13 protein-coding genes and 2 tRNA genes are annotated in these 15,710 nt (G+C 72.1%); 4 read left to right on the top strand and 11 right to left on the bottom strand.

Translation table 11 applies throughout. The annotated features are described in order from the left end of the window. Window positions 1-175: 175 nt before the first annotated feature. The 5 genes from clpX to AB0F71_RS37720 all read right to left on the bottom strand — a co-directional run bounded on the left by clpX (window position 176) and on the right by AB0F71_RS37720 (window position 5,081). On the bottom strand, window positions 176-1,465 hold the full coding sequence (clpX, locus tag AB0F71_RS37700) for an ATP-dependent Clp protease ATP-binding subunit ClpX (RefSeq protein WP_030283761.1): 1,290 nt from the start codon (window positions 1,463-1,465) through the stop codon (window positions 176-178). Window positions 1,466-1,712: 247 nt separating this feature from the next. Continuing rightward, a complete protein-coding gene (locus AB0F71_RS37705) occupies window positions 1,713-2,375 on the bottom strand; it encodes an ATP-dependent Clp protease proteolytic subunit (protein ID WP_360245081.1) in 663 nt (220 codons plus the stop codon). Window positions 2,376-2,431: 56 nt separating this feature from the next. Beyond that, on the bottom strand, window positions 2,432-3,046 hold the full coding sequence (locus tag AB0F71_RS37710; RefSeq protein WP_329931219.1) for an ATP-dependent Clp protease proteolytic subunit: 615 nt from the start codon (window positions 3,044-3,046) through the stop codon (window positions 2,432-2,434). Window positions 3,047-3,323: 277 nt separating this feature from the next. Continuing rightward, a complete protein-coding gene (gene tig, locus AB0F71_RS37715; RefSeq protein ID WP_360245084.1) occupies window positions 3,324-4,712 on the bottom strand; it encodes a trigger factor in 1,389 nt (462 codons plus the stop codon). Window positions 4,713-5,007: 295 nt separating this feature from the next. Further along, a tRNA-Pro gene (locus AB0F71_RS37720) sits at window positions 5,008-5,081 on the bottom strand. Between the two features lie 170 nt (window positions 5,082-5,251). Here AB0F71_RS37720 and AB0F71_RS37725 point away from each other — a divergent pair. Then, window positions 5,252-5,322 (top strand) — tRNA-Gly (locus AB0F71_RS37725). Between the two features lie 67 nt (window positions 5,323-5,389). Here the strand turns inward: AB0F71_RS37725 and AB0F71_RS37730 are convergent. Beyond that, on the bottom strand, window positions 5,390-5,959 hold the full coding sequence (locus AB0F71_RS37730; RefSeq protein ID WP_360245087.1) for a hypothetical protein: 570 nt from the start codon (window positions 5,957-5,959) through the stop codon (window positions 5,390-5,392). Window positions 5,960-6,199: 240 nt separating this feature from the next. Between AB0F71_RS37730 and AB0F71_RS37735 the strand changes: the two genes are divergently transcribed. Next, the gene (locus AB0F71_RS37735; RefSeq protein WP_360245090.1) at window positions 6,200-6,940 is read left to right on the top strand and encodes a DUF6348 family protein; all 741 of its coding nucleotides are present in this window, start codon (window positions 6,200-6,202) and stop codon (window positions 6,938-6,940) included. Between the two features lie 31 nt (window positions 6,941-6,971). Here AB0F71_RS37735 and AB0F71_RS37740 read toward each other — a convergent pair whose 3' ends face one another. The 4 genes from AB0F71_RS37740 to AB0F71_RS37755 all read right to left on the bottom strand — a co-directional run bounded on the left by AB0F71_RS37740 (window position 6,972) and on the right by AB0F71_RS37755 (window position 10,448). Beyond that, window positions 6,972-7,169 (bottom strand): hypothetical protein, encoded by a 198-nt coding sequence (locus tag AB0F71_RS37740; protein ID WP_188304780.1) that lies wholly within the window; start codon window positions 7,167-7,169, stop codon window positions 6,972-6,974. Between the two features lie 623 nt (window positions 7,170-7,792). Next, window positions 7,793-9,019 carry a PP2C family protein-serine/threonine phosphatase gene (locus tag AB0F71_RS37745; RefSeq protein WP_360245093.1) on the bottom strand — a complete coding sequence of 409 codons (1,227 nt, stop codon included), beginning with the start codon at window positions 9,017-9,019 and terminating at the stop codon, window positions 7,793-7,795. A 291-nt stretch (window positions 9,020-9,310) separates the two neighbouring features. Then, window positions 9,311-9,796, bottom strand: a complete 486-nt coding sequence (locus tag AB0F71_RS37750) for a ribose-5-phosphate isomerase (protein ID WP_360245096.1) — start codon at window positions 9,794-9,796, stop codon at window positions 9,311-9,313. A 52-nt stretch (window positions 9,797-9,848) separates the two neighbouring features. After that, on the bottom strand, window positions 9,849-10,448 hold the full coding sequence (locus AB0F71_RS37755) for a biotin transporter BioY (protein WP_360245099.1): 600 nt from the start codon (window positions 10,446-10,448) through the stop codon (window positions 9,849-9,851). Between the two features lie 367 nt (window positions 10,449-10,815). Here AB0F71_RS37755 and AB0F71_RS37760 point away from each other — a divergent pair, with 367 nt between their 5' ends. Beyond that, window positions 10,816-12,126, top strand: coding sequence for an amino acid permease (locus tag AB0F71_RS37760; protein ID WP_360245141.1), 1,311 nt, complete (start codon window positions 10,816-10,818; stop codon window positions 12,124-12,126). Window positions 12,127-12,188: 62 nt separating this feature from the next. Here the strand turns inward: AB0F71_RS37760 and AB0F71_RS37765 are convergent, their stop codons facing one another. Continuing rightward, complete coding sequence (locus tag AB0F71_RS37765; RefSeq protein ID WP_360245144.1) at window positions 12,189-12,755, bottom strand: disulfide bond formation protein DsbA; 567 nt, start codon at window positions 12,753-12,755, stop codon at window positions 12,189-12,191. Window positions 12,756-13,049: 294 nt separating this feature from the next. Between AB0F71_RS37765 and pepN the strand changes: the two genes are divergently transcribed. Next, window positions 13,050-15,614 (top strand): aminopeptidase N, encoded by a 2,565-nt coding sequence (gene pepN / locus AB0F71_RS37770; protein ID WP_360245102.1) that lies wholly within the window; start codon window positions 13,050-13,052, stop codon window positions 15,612-15,614. The last annotated feature ends 96 nt before the right edge of the window (window positions 15,615-15,710 follow it).

Consider the following 15,710-nt stretch of genomic DNA (forward strand, 5'->3'; position numbering starts at 1 on the left):
GCCCGGGAAGGCCAGCACGTTGTTGATCTGGTTCGGGAAGTCGCTGCGCCCGGTGGCGACGACAGCCGCGTACTTGTGCGCCACCTCGGGGTGTTCCGGTGCGGGGCCCCTTCGCTACCGCGGGCCGCAGGCCGTCGGCCCGGGCCCGGGCCCGGGCCCGGGCCCGGGCCCGGACTCAGGCGCTCTTGTCGCGGCGCTCGCGCTTGATCATGTCGCGCGGGACGAGGGTGGGGATGGCGTGCTTGGAGACGACGTCCCCGGTGACCACCACGCGGGCGACGTCCTGGCGCGAGGGGACCTCGTACATCACGGACATCAGCACCTCCTCCATGATGGCCCGCAGACCGCGCGCGCCGGTGCCGCGCAGGATCGCCTGGTCGGCGATCGCCTCCAGCGCGTCCCGGGAGAACTCCAGCTCCACGCCGTCCAGTTCGAAGAGCTTGCGGTACTGCTTGACCAGCGCGTTCTTCGGCTCGGTGAGGATCTGCAGCAGCGCCTCGCGGTCCAGGTTGTGCACGCTGGTGATCACCGGCAGACGGCCGATGAACTCGGGGATCATGCCGAACTTCACCAGGTCCTCGGGCATCACCTGGCGGAAGTGGTCGCTGGCGTCCGACTCGCGCTTGGAGCGGATGTTGGCGCCGAAGCCGATGCCCTTGGCACCCGCGCGGCCCTCGATGATCCGCTCCAGGCCTGCGAAGGCACCGCCGACGATGAACAGCACGTTGGTGGTGTCGATCTGGATGAACTCCTGGTGCGGGTGCTTGCGCCCGCCCTGCGGCGGCACCGAGGCGGTGGTGCCCTCCAGGATCTTCAACAGCGCCTGCTGCACGCCCTCGCCGGAGACGTCGCGGGTGATCGACGGGTTCTCGCTCTTGCGCGCGACCTTGTCGATCTCGTCGATGTAGATGATCCCGGTCTCGGCCTTCTTGACGTCGTAGTCGGCCGCCTGGATCAGCTTGAGCAGGATGTTCTCGACGTCCTCGCCGACGTAGCCGGCCTCGGTCAGCGCGGTGGCGTCCGCGATCGCGAAGGGGACGTTCAGCATCCGGGCCAGGGTCTGCGCCAGCAGGGTCTTGCCGGAGCCGGTGGGGCCCAGCAGCAGGATGTTCGACTTGGCCAGCTCGATCGCGTCCTCGCGGCCGTTGCCGCCGCTACGGCCGGCCTCGCCCGCCTGGACCCGCTTGTAGTGGTTGTAGACCGCGACCGACAGCGCCTTCTTGGCGAGGTCCTGGCCGACCACGTACTGGTCCAGGAACTCGTAGATCTCGCGCGGCTTCGGGAGCTCCTCGAAGCGGACCTCGGAGGTCTCGGCGAGTTCCTCCTCGATGATCTCGTTGCACAGGTCGATGCACTCGTCGCAGATGTACACGCCTGGGCCGGCGATCAGCTTCTTCACCTGCTTCTGCGACTTGCCGCAGAACGAGCACTTGAGCAGGTCGCCACCGTCTCCGATGCGTGCCACGAGGTGCTTCCCCTTCGCCAGGGGCCCCGCGGGGGTTCCGGGGCCTGGTGCTGTGGACCGTCCGCGCCGACGGCGCTCGGTCTCGCTATCCGACGGTACTCTGCCGGGCCCGTGATTCCGTCCTCTTCGCCGGGTCTGCCCTACGCCCTGGGCGAATTGATACCGAACAGATGCCGTGGCAGCGCCCGCCGACGGGTCGGGGCGGGGCACGCAACCGGGTGCGCGCCCCGCCCCGACGGTGCCGGCCTCAGGAGGTCAGCGAGGTCTTGCGGGTGGAGATGATCTGGTCCACCAGGCCGTACTCGGCGGCCTCCTCGGCGGTCAGGATCTTGTCGCGCTCGATGTCCTCGCGCACCTGCTCCACCGACCTGTTGGAGTGCTTGGAGAGCATCTGCTCCAGCTGCTCGCGCATCCGGAAGATCTCCTTGGCCTGGATCTCCAGGTCGGACACCTGGCCGCGGCCGGTCTCGGTGTACGGCTGGTGGATCAGGATGCGGGCGTTCGGCAGCGCCATCCGCTTGCCGGGGGTGCCGGCGGCGAGCAGCACGGCCGCGGCGGAGGCCGCCTGGCCCATGCAGACCGTGGTGATGTCCGGCTTGACGTACTGCATGGTGTCGTAGATGGCCGTCAGGGCCGTGAACGAGCCGCCGGGCGAGTTGATGTACATCTGGATCTCGCGGTCCGGGTCCATCGACTCCAGGCACAGCAGCTGCGCCATGATGTCGTTCGCCGAGACGTCGTCGACCTGCGAGCCGAGGAAGATGATGCGCTCCTCGAACAGCTTGGCGTACGGGTCGTACTCGCGGATGCCCTGCGTGGTGCGCTCGACGAAGCGCGGGACGATGTAGCGACCCTCGGCGCGCATGTCCTCGACGCGGGCCTGGGCGGCCGACAGGCTGGGGATGTTCATGGGGGTTCTTGTCCTCCGGGGCGTTGTGGCTGTGGTCTCGTGGGCCGGGCCGAGGCTCAGGCGCCCGTGCCGCCGCCGCCGGGGACGTCCGCGGCGCTGTGCATGATCGCGTCGATGAGGCCGTACTCCAGGGCCTCCTCGGGGGTGAACCAGCGGTCGCGGTCGGAGTCCCGGGTGATCTGCTCGAAGGACTGGCCGCTGTGGAAGGCGATCAGCTCGGACATCCGCTTCTTGGTGCGGAGCAGCTGCTCGGCCTGGATGCGGATGTCCGTGGCGGAACCGCCGAGGCCCGCGGAGGGCTGGTGCATCAGGATGTTGGCGTTCGGCAGCGAGAAGCGCTTGCCCTTGGCGCCGGCGGTCAGCAGGAACTGGCCCATCGAGGCGGCCATGCCCATCGCGATGGTGACGACGTCGTTCTTGATGTACTGCATGGTGTCGTAGATCGCCATGCCCGCCGAGATCGAGCCGCCCGGGGAGTTGATGTAGAGGAAGATGTCCTTCTCGGGGTCCGCGGCCAGCAGCAGCAGCTGCGCGGTGATCTTGTTGGCGATGTCGTCGTCGACCTGCTGGCCGAGGAAGATGATCCGCTCGTTGAGCAGCCGGTTGTAGACCTGGTCGCCCAGGCCGCCGAGCACGTCACCAGAGGCGGCGTGCGGCGCCATCGGGCCCATCTGCATCTGCGGGAACGTCACTTAGCCACCTGCTCAGTCGATTTGGACGGCCGCCGGGCGGCCGTCACGGTGTCGCACAGCTTCCGGGTATCACGTCGTGATTGTTGCTGTCCAAGGACCCTAACGCGCAGGCCCGGCCGCAGAATCCCTCACGCAGAACTGTTCGCTGTGAGCGCAGGGTCGCGGGGGCACCCGGGTGTCCGGTGGGACGACGACGGGCCCGGACACCGTACGGCGTCCGGGCCCGTTGCAGCGCCTCAGGGGGCTACCGGGGCACTCAGGCCTCGGTGCTCTCCTCGGTCTTCTCCTCGGCGGCGGCCTCGACGGTCTCGGCCGTCTCGTCCTCGTCGTCGAAGTTGATCTCGTTGCCCTCGGTGTCGACGACCTTGGCGGCCTCGACCACGGTGGCCAGCGCCTTGCCGCGGGCGACCTCGCCGACCAGCAGCGGAACCTGGCCGCCCTGGACGACCTGCTGGGCGAACTGGTCCGGGGTGAGGCCGGAGCCGGCCGCACGGCGGATGAGGTGCTCGGTGAGCTCCTCCTGGTTAACACCCAGCTCCTCGTTGGCGACGATCTGGTCCAGGACGAACTGGGTCTTGATGCCCTTCTTCGCCTGCTCCTCGATCTCCGCCTCCCACTCCTCGCGGGTCTTGCCCTGGGTCTCCAGGTAGGTGTCGAGGTTCAGGCCCATCGGCTCGAGCTGGTGGTGCTCGAGGTTGTGCTTGCGGGTCTCGATCTCGTCCTTCAGGAGCTTCTCGGGGTACTCGATCTCAACCAGCGCGAGCAGGGCGTCGAGGACCTTCTCCTGGGCCTGGGTGGCCTGGTCGTACTCCTTCATGCGCTCCAGGCGCTTGCGGGAGTCGGCACGCAGGTCCTCCAGGGTGTCGAACTCGCTGGCCAGCTGGGCGAACTCGTCGTCCAGCTCCGGCAGCTCCTTCTCCTGGACGGCCTTGACGGTGACGGTGACCTCGGAGGTCTTGCCCGCCTGGGTGCCACCCTTGAGCTCGGTCTCGAAGGTCTTCTCCTCGCCGGCCGACAGGCCGAGCACGGCCTCGTCGATGCCGTCGATGAGGCGGCCCGAGCCGATCTCGTAGCTGACGCCCGTGGCGGTGCCGTCGTCCGGCACCTCGCCGTCGACCTTGGCGATCAGGTCGACGACCACGATGTCGCCCTCGGCGGCGGCGCGCTCGACGTCCTTGACCGAGGAGAAGCGCTCGCGCAGCTGCTCGAGGGACTTCTCGATGTCCTCGTCGGAGACGGCGATCGGGTCGACGGTCACCTCGATGGAGGAGAACTCCGGCAGGGTGATCTCCGGACGGATGTCCACCTCGGCGGTGAACTTCAGGTCACCGCCGTCGGCGATCTTCTCGACACCCTCGATGTTGGTGATGTCGGGCTGGCCGAGGACCTCGATCTTGCCCTCGTCGACGGCCTGCGTGTAGAAGCGCGGCAGGGCGTCGTTGACGGCCTCCTCCAGCACGGCACCACGGCCGAAGCGCTGGTCGATGACGCGAGCCGGGATCTTGCCCTTACGGAAGCCCGGAACCGTGACCTGCTGGTTGATCTTCTTGTACGCCGCGTCGAGGCTGGGCTTGAGCTCCTCGAAGGGCACCTCGACGGTGAGTCGAACCCGGGTCGGGTTCAGAGTCTCGACGGCGCTCTTCACGGTTAGGTCTCCTAGGGGCTTGCGGTCAGGTTGTCTCCGCCCGTCCCGCACGCCCGGCCGGAGCCGGAACGGGTGGGTCGGACGAGACGGGCGATGGGCGGTTGGAGCTGCATCTCCCGTGTGGGTGGACGGTGAGCTTGACTCCTCGCCCTCGGGCGGTTGACCTGGGTTGACGCCACAGGGACTACCGCCAGCGCCCCATCCTACCGGTACCACGAAAGGCGGACGCCAGGCGCCACCGTACCGCCCGAACAGAACAGGGCCCCGCCCCGGTGGGCGAGACCCTGCCGCACTGTCGGGGTGACCGGATTCGAACCGACGGCCTTCCGCTCCCAAAGCGGACGCGCTACCAAACTGCGCCACACCCCGTGGTGCCGAGAGGAAGCGTACACGCCGGGCCTGTACGGCTCGTCGACTTATTCGGGGCACGGCGGGAGCGGCGCGGAAGGGGGCGTGCGCGGAATGCGGTGTGCACGGGAGGGACCGGAGCGGGTACGCTGTCTCCCGAACTTCCGACCGGGAACGGTCGGCGGCTTCGCGCGGGTGTAGCTCAATGGTAGAGCCCTAGTCTTCCAAACTAGTCACGCGAGTTCGATTCTCGTCACCCGCTCTTCCGGCCCGGCCCCGGTGCGCCCAGCGCACCGGGGCCGTCGGCGTTCCCGGGCCCGGGCGGCGCCTCAGAGCCCCAGCCGGGCGGCCCGGGCGGCGGCCCGGTCGAGCAGCAGGTGGACGTCGCCCTCCCGGGTGGTGGGGCGGTCGTTGTACTCGTCCGGGGAGCGCGCCGGGCGACCGGTGGCGTGCAGCACCTCCATCAGCTGGACCCGGCCGGCCCGCACGGTCGCCGGGGTGCCGTAGCCGTACGCCAGGACGGCGGCCTGGGCGCCGAGCAGGCAGACCCGCCCGGTGGTGTCCCACATCGCGCCCTGCAGCCAGCCGTGGGCGCCGATGTAGCGGGAGGCGAGCCGCAGGTGGTCGGCGGCGGTGACCGGGACGGGCCGGGCGGGGCGGCGCAGCGCCCGGTCGAGCAGGGTGGCCCGGGGCTCCGGGTGGCCGGCGTGCCAGGGGCGCAGGGTGCTCCCGTAGCGGCAGACGTACGGCCCGGGGGTGCGCGCGGGGGCGGGCAGCGAGGCGAGGTAGGCCTCCACCTCGGCGACCAGGCCGGAGCCGTCCGGGCCGGCGAGCAGGTCCGCCAGGGCGGCCGGGTGGGGCGCGGGGGGCGTCGGGGCGGTGCGGGCCATGCGGGCCATGCGGGCTCTCCAGGGCGGACGGCTGTCGGTTCCGCTCCCCAAAGTGGGGCATACCGGACAAATCCGCGACCGCAGGGAGAAGGCGTCCGCACGGTTTCCCGCACGGCGGTCGGGCCGATAGCCTCGGCGGCGTTCGAGCGCAGTTCGAGCGCGACCCGTGGCGCCGCGCTCCCGAAGTGGAGGAGTCCCGTGGGTCCGCAGGAGCGACTGGCCGTCATACAGCGCTGTGTGATCCGGGAGATGGCACGACTGGGCCAGGACTTCCACCCGGACGGCGAGGTGGTGCGCGGCCCCGGGACCACCGCGGTGGCGGTGCGCGAGCACCCCGGGGAGGACGGCGGCGCCGGGCACGTCGACCTCGGCTTCGTGCTCCACCTGGGCCGGGCGGACGCCCCGGTGGTGTGGGACTGCGCGCCCGGCCTCGGCAAGACCGAGGAGGAGAAGCTCGCGAACGCGGTGAAGCTCTGGGCGACCACCACCGCCTCGGTGCTGGTCGAGCTGGCCGACGGGCGCGGGATCCACGCCGACCGCCCGAACCTGCCCGAACTCCCGGGCTGGCGGGCGGTGCAGGGGCCGGCGGCGGTGTTCGGCTTCGGCAACGAGCACCTGGCGGCCTGGCTCGCCGAGCACCGGGTGCTGTCCGCACTGGCGCCCGCCCTGGAGCGGGAACTGAGCGGGCCGGGGCCGGTCGGGGTGAAGCTCTTCCTGGGCGGGAAGGCGGGCGACGACGTCGCCGAGGTCCGGGTGGGCGGCGAGGTGTCGGAGGCGGCCTCCGCGGCGCTGCGCGCGCTGGACTGGCCGCGCGGCGAACGGCTGTGCTGGGCGCGGCTGTTCGTGCTGCTGACGGCGGAACGGGCGGCGGCCGCGGCCACGCCGACGAGCGCCCCGGCACCCGTGCCGGTGCGTGCCCCGGCCCCGGCGGCGGCGCGCGCCCGGGGTCTGTTCGCCCGCTGGCGGGAAGCCCGGAGGGCCGGCCGGTAAGCCCCTGGCGGAGGGCGTCCGGCCCTGCCGGTCAGCCCCCCGTGATGCTGGAGATGCTGTGCGCCAGGTTGGCCAGCAGGGAGTTGATGGAGGTCGCCATCGTGGTCTCGTGCAGCATGAAGCCGAACAGGGCGGCGACGATCGCGTGCGGGATCTTCAGCTGCTTGTTCCGGATGAAGATGATGCACAGGATCGCGAACAGGACCAGCGCGGAGACGGAGAGTGCCACCCGGACTCACTTCCTCGTTTCATAGCGTGGCGCCGCCGCCCGGCGGCACCTGCGAAGCCGGACCCCGGCCTGTCCGACGGTCCCGAGGCGGAATCGCGGACCGTCCGGCGCAGCGCCGGCGGAGGTGCACGCACCGGCCCGCTGTCTGGTGTGCCGCACGTGTCGCCCCCCATCCCCCGAATCCTGAACAGTCCCGCCCGGACTCAGTGTGGTCGACCGTGCCGATTGCGTAAAGGTCTGACAGTCAGCCCAACGCCGACATCCTGCGATGCGGGACGAGTTTCCGCCGACCGGGACGATAGCGGAGCCGTTCTGACGAATCGTCGGCGGGGCGCTGCTGAGCGGCCGGGAAACGTCCGGGGGCGCGGAGCGGAGGTCGCGGATCCGCTCAGCCGACGGGCCGTCCGATATGGCCGAAGATCAGCTGCCAGGCTTGACACGACGGCACTGCCGGTGGCACATGACGCGGGCCCGCGCGCGGGCTCCCGCCCCGAGCCGAAGGGGCGCGCCGGTGCCGAAAGCGAGGAGCGACAAGCGAGGCACGAGCGCCGGAGCGACGACCGTCGGCACCGGATCCGAGCGCCCCGGAGGCGAGCGGGCGAGTAACAGCGAGCGGGCGAATATCAATCGCGCCAGAGCAGCAGCACGGCTCGGTCGTCGTTGATGTCCCGGGCGACCGTCTCGATCAGCGCGCCCGCCGCGCCCGCTCCGCTGCCCGGGGCGCCGCCGGGGACCAGCCGGTCGGCCTCGCCCATCAGCCGGTCCATGCCCTCGGCGAGGTCCCGGCCGGGCGCCTCGACCATGCCGTCGGTGCACAGCATCAGCACGTCGCCCCGGTTCAGCCGGCCGCGCACGCCGTCGAACTTGGCGCCGTCGTAGATTCCGAGCAGCGGGCCCTCGGCCTCCTTGACCTCCCAGCGCCCCTCGCCGGCCAGCCGCTGCATGCCCGGCAGGTGCCCGGCCGAGAGCAGTTCGTACTCGCCGCTGTCCAGGTCCAGCACCAGGTGGACGGCGGTGGCGAAGCCCTCCTCCCAGGACTGGCGCAGCAGGTAGCCGTTGGCGGCGGGCAGGAAGTCGTGCGCGGGCAGCGAGCCGACCAGGCCGCCGAAGGCGCCGGACAGCAGCAGCGCCCGCGAGCCCGCGTCCATGCCCTTGCCGGAGACGTCCGCGAGGACCACCTCCAGCAGCCGCTGGCCGGGGCCGGTGCGGGCGGCCACCACGAAGTCGCCGGAGAAGGACTGGCCGCCGGCCGGGCGCAGCGCCATGTCGGCGTGCCAGCCGGCCGGCAGCTCGGGCACCCGGCTCTGCACCCGCAGCCGCTCGCGCAGGTCGAACAGCATGGTGGAGCCGCCCCACCAGGGGACACCGACCCGGGCCCGGAACTGGGCCAGCAGCAGGCCGCCCACCCCGGCGGCGCCGACCACCAGGGCCGCGCCGGGGGTGACGCCGTAGACGTAGGCCTCCGGGTTGTCGCTGGCGACCCGCTGGCCGGTGTGGATCACGGACTCGGCGGACAGCCCGAGGGCGGCCAGCGCGTACAGCACCACCAGGGAGCCGGGGCGCAGCAGCAGCGCTCCCGCCAGGATCGGCAGGACCAGGGTGGTGGGCGGGGCCCAGTCCGGGATCCAGATGTTGAGCAGGATCATCAGCGGGACGAGCAGGGCCAGCGCGCAGAGCACCGGCCAGTCGGCGGCGCCGCCGCGGAAGTAGTCCACCCCGGCCGTGCGCAGCCTTCGGCGGGCCCGGCGGAGTGTCTTGCGCAGCCGGGCCGTCACGGGCTCGGACGCCGGGGCGGCGCCGGGCCTCGTCGCAGTCGTCTGGGGCGGTGCGCCCGGCGGTCTGCCAGCCATGGGGTCCGACCCTATCCACGGGTACGGCCCGGCGTCGACGGCCCGGGGGCGGGCGGTGGCCCCGGCGCGCGGGCCGCTCTGCGGGTTTCGGCCGATCGGGCCGGTGGCGGGCGTGCCGTCAGGAGGCGTGCGCCGGTTGGGCGCAGGGAGCCCGCGGGCAGCGCGTGCGCCCCGCGTGCGCGACTGCGGGTGCGCGGTCGCCTGTGGCCGACGACACAGCCGACGGGAGCAGCGCGGACGGCGACGGCCGGCCGCACGGGAGGGTGCGGCCGGCCGTCGGTGGCGGGTGGATCAGCCCTGGGGGTGGTGGGCCGGGATCGGCGGGAGCTCGCCGGTGGTCTCGTACTCGCTCAGCATCTCGATCCGGCGGGTGTGCCGGGCCTCGCCGCTGTAGGGGGTCTTGAGGAAGACCTCGACGAACTCGGTGGCCTCCTCGACGGTGTGCATCCGCCCGCCGATGGAGATGACGTTGGCGTTGTTGTGCTGACGGCCGAGCTCGGCGGTCTGCACGCTCCAGGCCAGCGCCGCACGGACGCCCTTGACCTTGTTGGCGGCGATCGCCTCGCCGTTGCCCGAGCCGCCGATCACGATGCCGAGGGCGTCCGCGTCGGCGGCGGTGCGCTCGGCGGCGCGCAGGCAGAACGGCGGGTAGTCGTCCTCGGCGTCGTAGATGTGCGGCCCGCAGTCGACCGGCTCGTGGCCGGCCCCCTTGAGCCACTCCACGAGGTGGTTCTTCAGTTCGTATCCGGCATGGTCGGAGCCCAGGTACACGCGCATGCCATGAGTGTGGCATGCGGGTGCGCCCGGGCCCGACAACGGGGCCCGGGTCTCAGCGGCGGCCGAGCAGCTTCCAGGCGAGCGGCAGCGCACCGGCGGCGAACGCGGCCTTGAGCGCGTCGCCGACCAGGTACGGGTAGAGGCCCAGCTCGGCGGCGCGGGCCAGCGGGACGTGCAGGCTGAACGCCAGGTACGGGACGCCGACCGCGTAGATGGCCAGGCTGCCCAGCCCCATGGTCACCGCGGTGTTCAGCGGGGAGCGGTCGGCGCCGCGGCGGGCCAGCGCGCCGGTCAGGGCGGCGGCGAGGACGAAGCCGAGCACATAGCCGAAGGACGGCATGGCCCAGCCGGAGGTGCCCTCGGCGAACCAGGGCAGGCCGGCCGCGCCGGCCAGCAGGTAGAGCGCGAGCGAGGCGACGCCGCGGCGGGCGCCGAGCGCGGTGCCGACCAGCAGGGCGGCGAAGGTCTGGCCGGTGACCGGCACCGGCGAGCCGGGCACGTTGACCGACAGCTGGGCGGCCACGCCGGTCAGCGCGGCGCCGCCGACCACCAGGGCCAGGTCGCGGACCTGGGTGCCGAGGCGGGTCGAGGCGGCGGGCAGCAGGTCGGCGAGGACGGCGCGGCGCGCTATCGGGGTGGTGGCAGTGGCCATCGGGGCTCCTCCGTGGGGTCCAGGTGAGTGAACACCTGTGAACCTACGCGGTGATCCACTGCGCCGGCCCCACGGTTTCGGACAAAGCACCGCCCACGAAGCTTGTCGGGTCCGGCTCCTGGCAACCTTCGGCGACCAGGCCGACACTCACGGTCACCACCCGGTCCGCATGGTGGTCCGGCGGCGGACATCGTTGGCATGAGCAGCGGGGGCCCCGGATATTGGACAGCTCATGCCGCATTCCGCACAGTCTGGATCCACCTCTATGGCCCCCACCTCCGCGCCCCCGGCGCGCGGGACCACCGACGCTCCCCCGCCGTCCGGTGGCCAGCAGCTCAGCCACGGACTCAAGCAGCGCCACCTGTCGATGATCGCCCTCGGCGGTGTCATCGGCGCCGGCCTGTTCGTGGGCTCCGGCGCCGGCATCGCGGCCGCCGGGCCGGCCATCATCCTGGCCTTCACCCTCTCCGGCCTGCTGGTCATGCTGATCATGCGGATGCTCGGCGAGATGTCCGCCGCCCGCCCGGCCTCCGGCTCCTTCTCGGTGCACGCCGAGAAGGAGATCGGCCCCTGGGCCGGGATCACGGCCGGCTGGATGTACTGGGTGATGCTCTGCTGCGGCGTCGCCGCCGAGGCCACCGCCGCCGGGAAGATCGTCAACGGCTGGATACCCGGGGTCTCCGCCTGGGTCTGGGTCGCCCTGTTCATGGTCTTCTTCTGCGCCAGCAACCTCACCGCGGTGAAGAACTTCGGCGAGTTCGAGTTCTGGTTCGCCACCGTCAAGGTCGCCGCGATCATCGCCTTCCTGGTCATCGGCGGGCTCGGCATCGCCGGCGTGATCGGCCCCGGCGCCCCCGGCAGCACCAACCTCACCGGCCAGGGCGGCTTCCTGCCCACCGGCGTCAGCGGACTGATCGTCGGCCTGCTCGCCTCGGTCTTCGCGTACGGCGGCCTGGAGACGGTCACCATCGCCGCGGCCGAGTCCGACGACCCCAAGAGGAACGTCGCCAACGCGGTGCGCACCGCCGTGTGGCGGATCGCGATCTTCTACATCGGCTCGATGGCCCTGGTGGTCACCCTGGTCTCCTGGAAGGACCCGTCGGTCGTCGCCGACGGCCCGTACGTCACGGTGCTGCGCCACCTCGGGGTGCCCGGGGCCGGGACGATCATGGAGGTGGTGGTGCTGATCGCGCTGCTGTCCGCGATGAACGCCAACATCTACGGCGCCTCCCGGATGGCGTACTCGCTGGTCGGCCGCGGCCAGGGCCCCAAGGCGCTGACCAAGGTGTCCGGCGGGGTGCCGCGCCGGGCCGTGCTGGCCTCCTGCCTGTTCGGCTTCGGCGCCGTGCTGGCCGCCAAGTTCTGGCCGGACACCGTGTTCACCTGGCTGATGAACACCACCGGCGTCGCCATCCTGGTGGTCTGGCTGTTCATCTGCATCGTCCAGCTGCGGATGCGCCGCCGGCTGGAGCGCGAGGCGCCCGAGCTGCTCACCGTGAAGATGTGGGGCTACCCGTACCTGACCTGGGTCGCGATGGCCGCCGTGGCCGGCATCCTCGCCCTGATGACCACCACCGAGGGCAACCGCCAGCAGCTGTACGCGGCCGGGGTGCTGGTCGCCCTGCTGAGCGCGGCCGGGCTGCTCAAGCAGCGCCGGGACGCGGCCGCGGGACGCTGACGGCACGCACGGCGAAGGCCCGGTACCGCGTGGTACCGGGCCTTCGCCGTGCGTGCCGGGGCCTACTCGAAGGACGGGCCGGCCGTCCGGGTGCGCTTGATCTCGTAGAAGCCCGGGGTGGAGGCCACCAGCAGGGTGCCGTCCCACAGCCGGGCCGCGGCCTCGCCCTTGGGGGCCGGGGTGACCACCGGGCCGAAAAAGGCGACCCGCTCGCCGTCCGCGCCCTCGACCGCGATCACCGGGGTGCCGACGTCCTCGCCGACCAGGGTGATGCCCTCCTTGTGGGAGGCGCGCAGGGCCTCGTCGTACGCGTCGGTGCCGGCCGCGTCCGCCAGCTCGGCGGGCAGGCCCGCGGCCACCAGGGCGGCCTCGATGGTCTCCCGGTTCTGCGGCAGGCCCTGGTTGTGGAAGCGCAGGCCCAGCTCGGTGTAGAGCCGGCCCAGCACCTCGTCGCCGTGCTGCTCGGCGGCCGCGATGCAGACCCGCACCGCGCCCCAGGCGTTGTCCAGCAGCTCGCGGTAGCTCTGCGGCAGGTCGCGGTGCTCGTTGAGCACCGACAGGCTCATCACGTGCCAGCGCACGTCGACCGGACGCAGCTGCTGGACCTCGATCAGCCAGCGGGACGTCATCCACGCCCACGGGCAGGCCGGGTCGAACCAGAAGTCGGCGGTCTTGCGCTCAGCGGCAGTCGTCACTGGGTCTCGTCCTTCGTGAGGTGTTCCGAGGCAGCGGGGCGTCGCCCCACCAGAACCCCAACACCCGCCCGACGCCGCTGATTCCGGCCCCGGCGCGGCGGCCTGTGCAATGGTACCGGCCGGGGCGGGCGTGAAAGGATGCCCCTGCGTGCGCGACCCACCGACCGCGCACGGAACCGCAGCATCCACGCACGCACCACCGTGCGGGCCGGACAAAGGAGTACCGCCGTGCCGGGCAAGAACCTGAGCCGCGAGGAAGCACAGCAGCGAGCCGGCGTCCTGGCCGTCGACGGCTACACGGTCCGGCTGGACGTGACCTCGGCCCCCGACCCGGCGGCCGCCACCTTCCGCTCCACCACCACCATCGCCTTCCGCTGCAGCCAGCCCGGCGCCGCCACCTTCCTCGACCTGCTGGCCCCCGCCGTCCGCTCGGTCACCCTCAACGGCCGCGCCCTGGACCCGGCCACCGCCTACGACGGCGCCCGGGTGCACATCGACGGGCTGGCCGCCGAGAACGTCCTCACCGTCGAGGCCGACTGCGCCTACAGCCGCACCGGCGAGGGCCTGCACCGCTTCGTCGACCCCGCCGACGGCGAGACCTACCTCTACACCCACTACGAGCCGGCCGACGCCCGCCGGGTGTTCGCGACCTTCGAACAGCCCGACCTCAAGGCCCCGTTCACCTTCACGGTGACCGCCCCGGCCGCCTGGGACGTGCGCTCCAACGCCGTGCACGAGCACGTCACCACCCAGGGCGACGCCCGCACCTGGGAGTTCGCGCCGACCAGGCCGATCTCCACCTACCTCACCGCCGTGGTGGCCGGCCCGTACCACGTGGCCACCGACCACTACAGCCGCGAACTCGCCGACGGCACCACCCTGGAGATCCCGCTCTCCGCGATGTGCCGCAAGTCCCTCGCCCCGCACTTCGACGCGGAGGAGATCCTCGGCGTCACCAAGCTCGGACTCGACTTCTTCCACGAGGAGTTCGACTACCCGTACCCCTTCGGCAAGTACGACCAGGCCTTCGTCCCCGAGTACAACATCGGCGCGATGGAGAACCCGGGCTGCGTGACCTTCAAGGAGGAGTTCGTCTTCCGCTCGAAGGTCACCGACGCCGCCTACGAGTCCCGCGCCAACGTCGTCCTGCACGAGATGGCGCACATGTGGTTCGGCGACCTGGTCACCCCGCGCTGGTGGGACGACCTGTGGCTCAAGGAGTCCTTCGCCGACTTCATGGGCTCCTACGGCCTGATCGGCGCCCGCACCCGCTACTCCTCCGCCTGGGTCACCTTCGCCAACCAGCGCAAGGCCTGGGCCTACCGGCAGGACCAGTTCCCCACCACCCACCCGATCACCGCCGACATCCGCGACCTCGAGGACGCCAAGCTCAACTTCGACGGCATCACCTACGCCAAGGGCGCCTCCGTCCTCAAGCAGCTGGTCGCCTACGTCGGTTCGGAGGCCTTCTTCGAGGGCGCCCGCCGCTACTTCAAGCGGCACGCCTTCGGCAACACCGAACTCGGCGACCTGCTGGGCGTCCTGGAGGAGACCAGCGGCCGCGACCTCAAGAGCTGGGCCGCCGCCTGGCTGCAGACCGCCGGCGTCAACGCGCTCACCCCGCAGGTCACCACCGACGCCGAGGGCCGGATCACCGAACTCGCCGTCCTCCAGGACGGCGACACCCTCCGCCCGCACCGGATCGCGATCGGCCTGTACGACCGGGACCCCGACGGGGCCCTGGTGCGCACCGAGCGGATCGAGCTGGACGTCACCGGCGCCCGCACCGTCGTCCCCGAGGCCGTCGGCCGCCCGCGCCCGGCCCTGGTCCTGCTCAACGACGAGGACCTCACCTACTGCAAGATCCGCTTCGACGCCGACTCGCTGGAGACCCTGCGCACCGGCCTCGGCGACATCCGCGACGAGCTGGCCCGGGCGCTCGCCTGGTCCGCGGTCTGGAACCTCACCCGGGACGGCCTGATGCCGGCCCGCGACTACGTCGCCCTGGTGCTGCGCTTCGCCGGCCAGGAGGGCAACATCGGCGTGCTGCAGTCGCTGCACGCCCAGGCCAAGACCGCCGTCGACCTGTACGCCGCCCCCGAGTGGCGCGCCGAGGGCGCCCGCCGGCTCGCCGACGGCGCCCTGCGCGAGCTGCGCGGGGCCGTGCCCGGAAGCGACCACCAGCTCGCCTGGGCCCGCTTCCTGGCCCAGACCGCCGGCGGCGCCGAGCACCTCGGCCTGGTCCGCGGGCTGCTGGCCGGCAGCGCCCGGATCGACGGCCTGGAGGTCGACCAGGAGCTGCGCTGGGCGCTGTGGCTGGCCCTGGCCGCCGCCGGACAGGCCGGTGACGAGGAGCTCGCCGGGGAGCTGGCCGCCGACAACACCGCCGGCGGCAAGCGCCAGTACACCCAGTGCCTGGCCGCCCGGCCCACCCCGGAGGCCAAGGCCGCCGCCTGGTCGGCCGTGATCGACTCGGACGAGCTGCCGAGCGCCCTGGTCGAGGCCAACAGCGCGGGCTTCGCGATCCCCGCCCAGCGCGACCTGACCGCCCTCTACGCGGCGCCGTACTTCAAGCTGCTGGAGAAGGTCTGGGCGGAGCGGACCATCGAGATCGCGATGCGGATCGTCGGCGGCTTCTTCCCGATCGCCCAGACCGACGAGCACACCCTGGCCGAGGCGGACGCCTGGCTGGACGGCCACCCGCAGGCCGCGCCGGCGCTGCGCCGGCTGGTGCTGGAGCGCCGGGACGACCTGGCCCGTGCCCTGCGCGCCCAGGCCTGCGACCGGGCCTGACACCACCCGGAGGGGCCCGCCGACCGCGTGTCGGCGGGCCCCTCCGGCATTCCGGTCGGTGCCGGGTCGGTGCGGGTTCGGGGCCGGTCCGGTGCC

Origin of the sequence: Kitasatospora sp. NPDC028055 (assembly GCF_040637885.1) — a bacterium.
Taxonomy (GTDB): Bacteria; Actinomycetota; Actinomycetes; order Streptomycetales; family Streptomycetaceae; genus Kitasatospora.

Excerpts from the sequence above, each read along its gene's own strand:
- AB0F71_RS37705 (WP_360245081.1), bottom strand. The coding sequence starts at position 2,375 with ATGAACATCCCCAGCCTGTCGGCCGCCCAGGCCCGCGTCGAGGACATG.
- AB0F71_RS37710 (WP_329931219.1), bottom strand. The coding sequence starts at position 3,046 with ATGGGCCCGATGGCGCCGCACGCCGCCTCTGGTGACGTGCTCGGCGGC.
- AB0F71_RS37730 (WP_360245087.1), bottom strand. The coding sequence starts at position 5,959 with ATGGCCCGCATGGCCCGCACCGCCCCGACGCCCCCCGCGCCCCACCCG.
- AB0F71_RS37735 (WP_360245090.1), top strand. The coding sequence starts at position 6,200 with ATGGCACGACTGGGCCAGGACTTCCACCCGGACGGCGAGGTGGTGCGC.
- AB0F71_RS37745 (WP_360245093.1), bottom strand. The coding sequence starts at position 9,019 with ATGGCTGGCAGACCGCCGGGCGCACCGCCCCAGACGACTGCGACGAGG.
- AB0F71_RS37750 (WP_360245096.1), bottom strand. The coding sequence starts at position 9,796 with ATGCGCGTGTACCTGGGCTCCGACCATGCCGGATACGAACTGAAGAAC.
- AB0F71_RS37755 (WP_360245099.1), bottom strand. The coding sequence starts at position 10,448 with ATGGCCACTGCCACCACCCCGATAGCGCGCCGCGCCGTCCTCGCCGAC.
- AB0F71_RS37760 (WP_360245141.1), top strand. The coding sequence starts at position 10,816 with ATGATCGCCCTCGGCGGTGTCATCGGCGCCGGCCTGTTCGTGGGCTCC.
- AB0F71_RS37765 (WP_360245144.1), bottom strand. The coding sequence starts at position 12,755 with ATGACGTCCCGCTGGCTGATCGAGGTCCAGCAGCTGCGTCCGGTCGAC.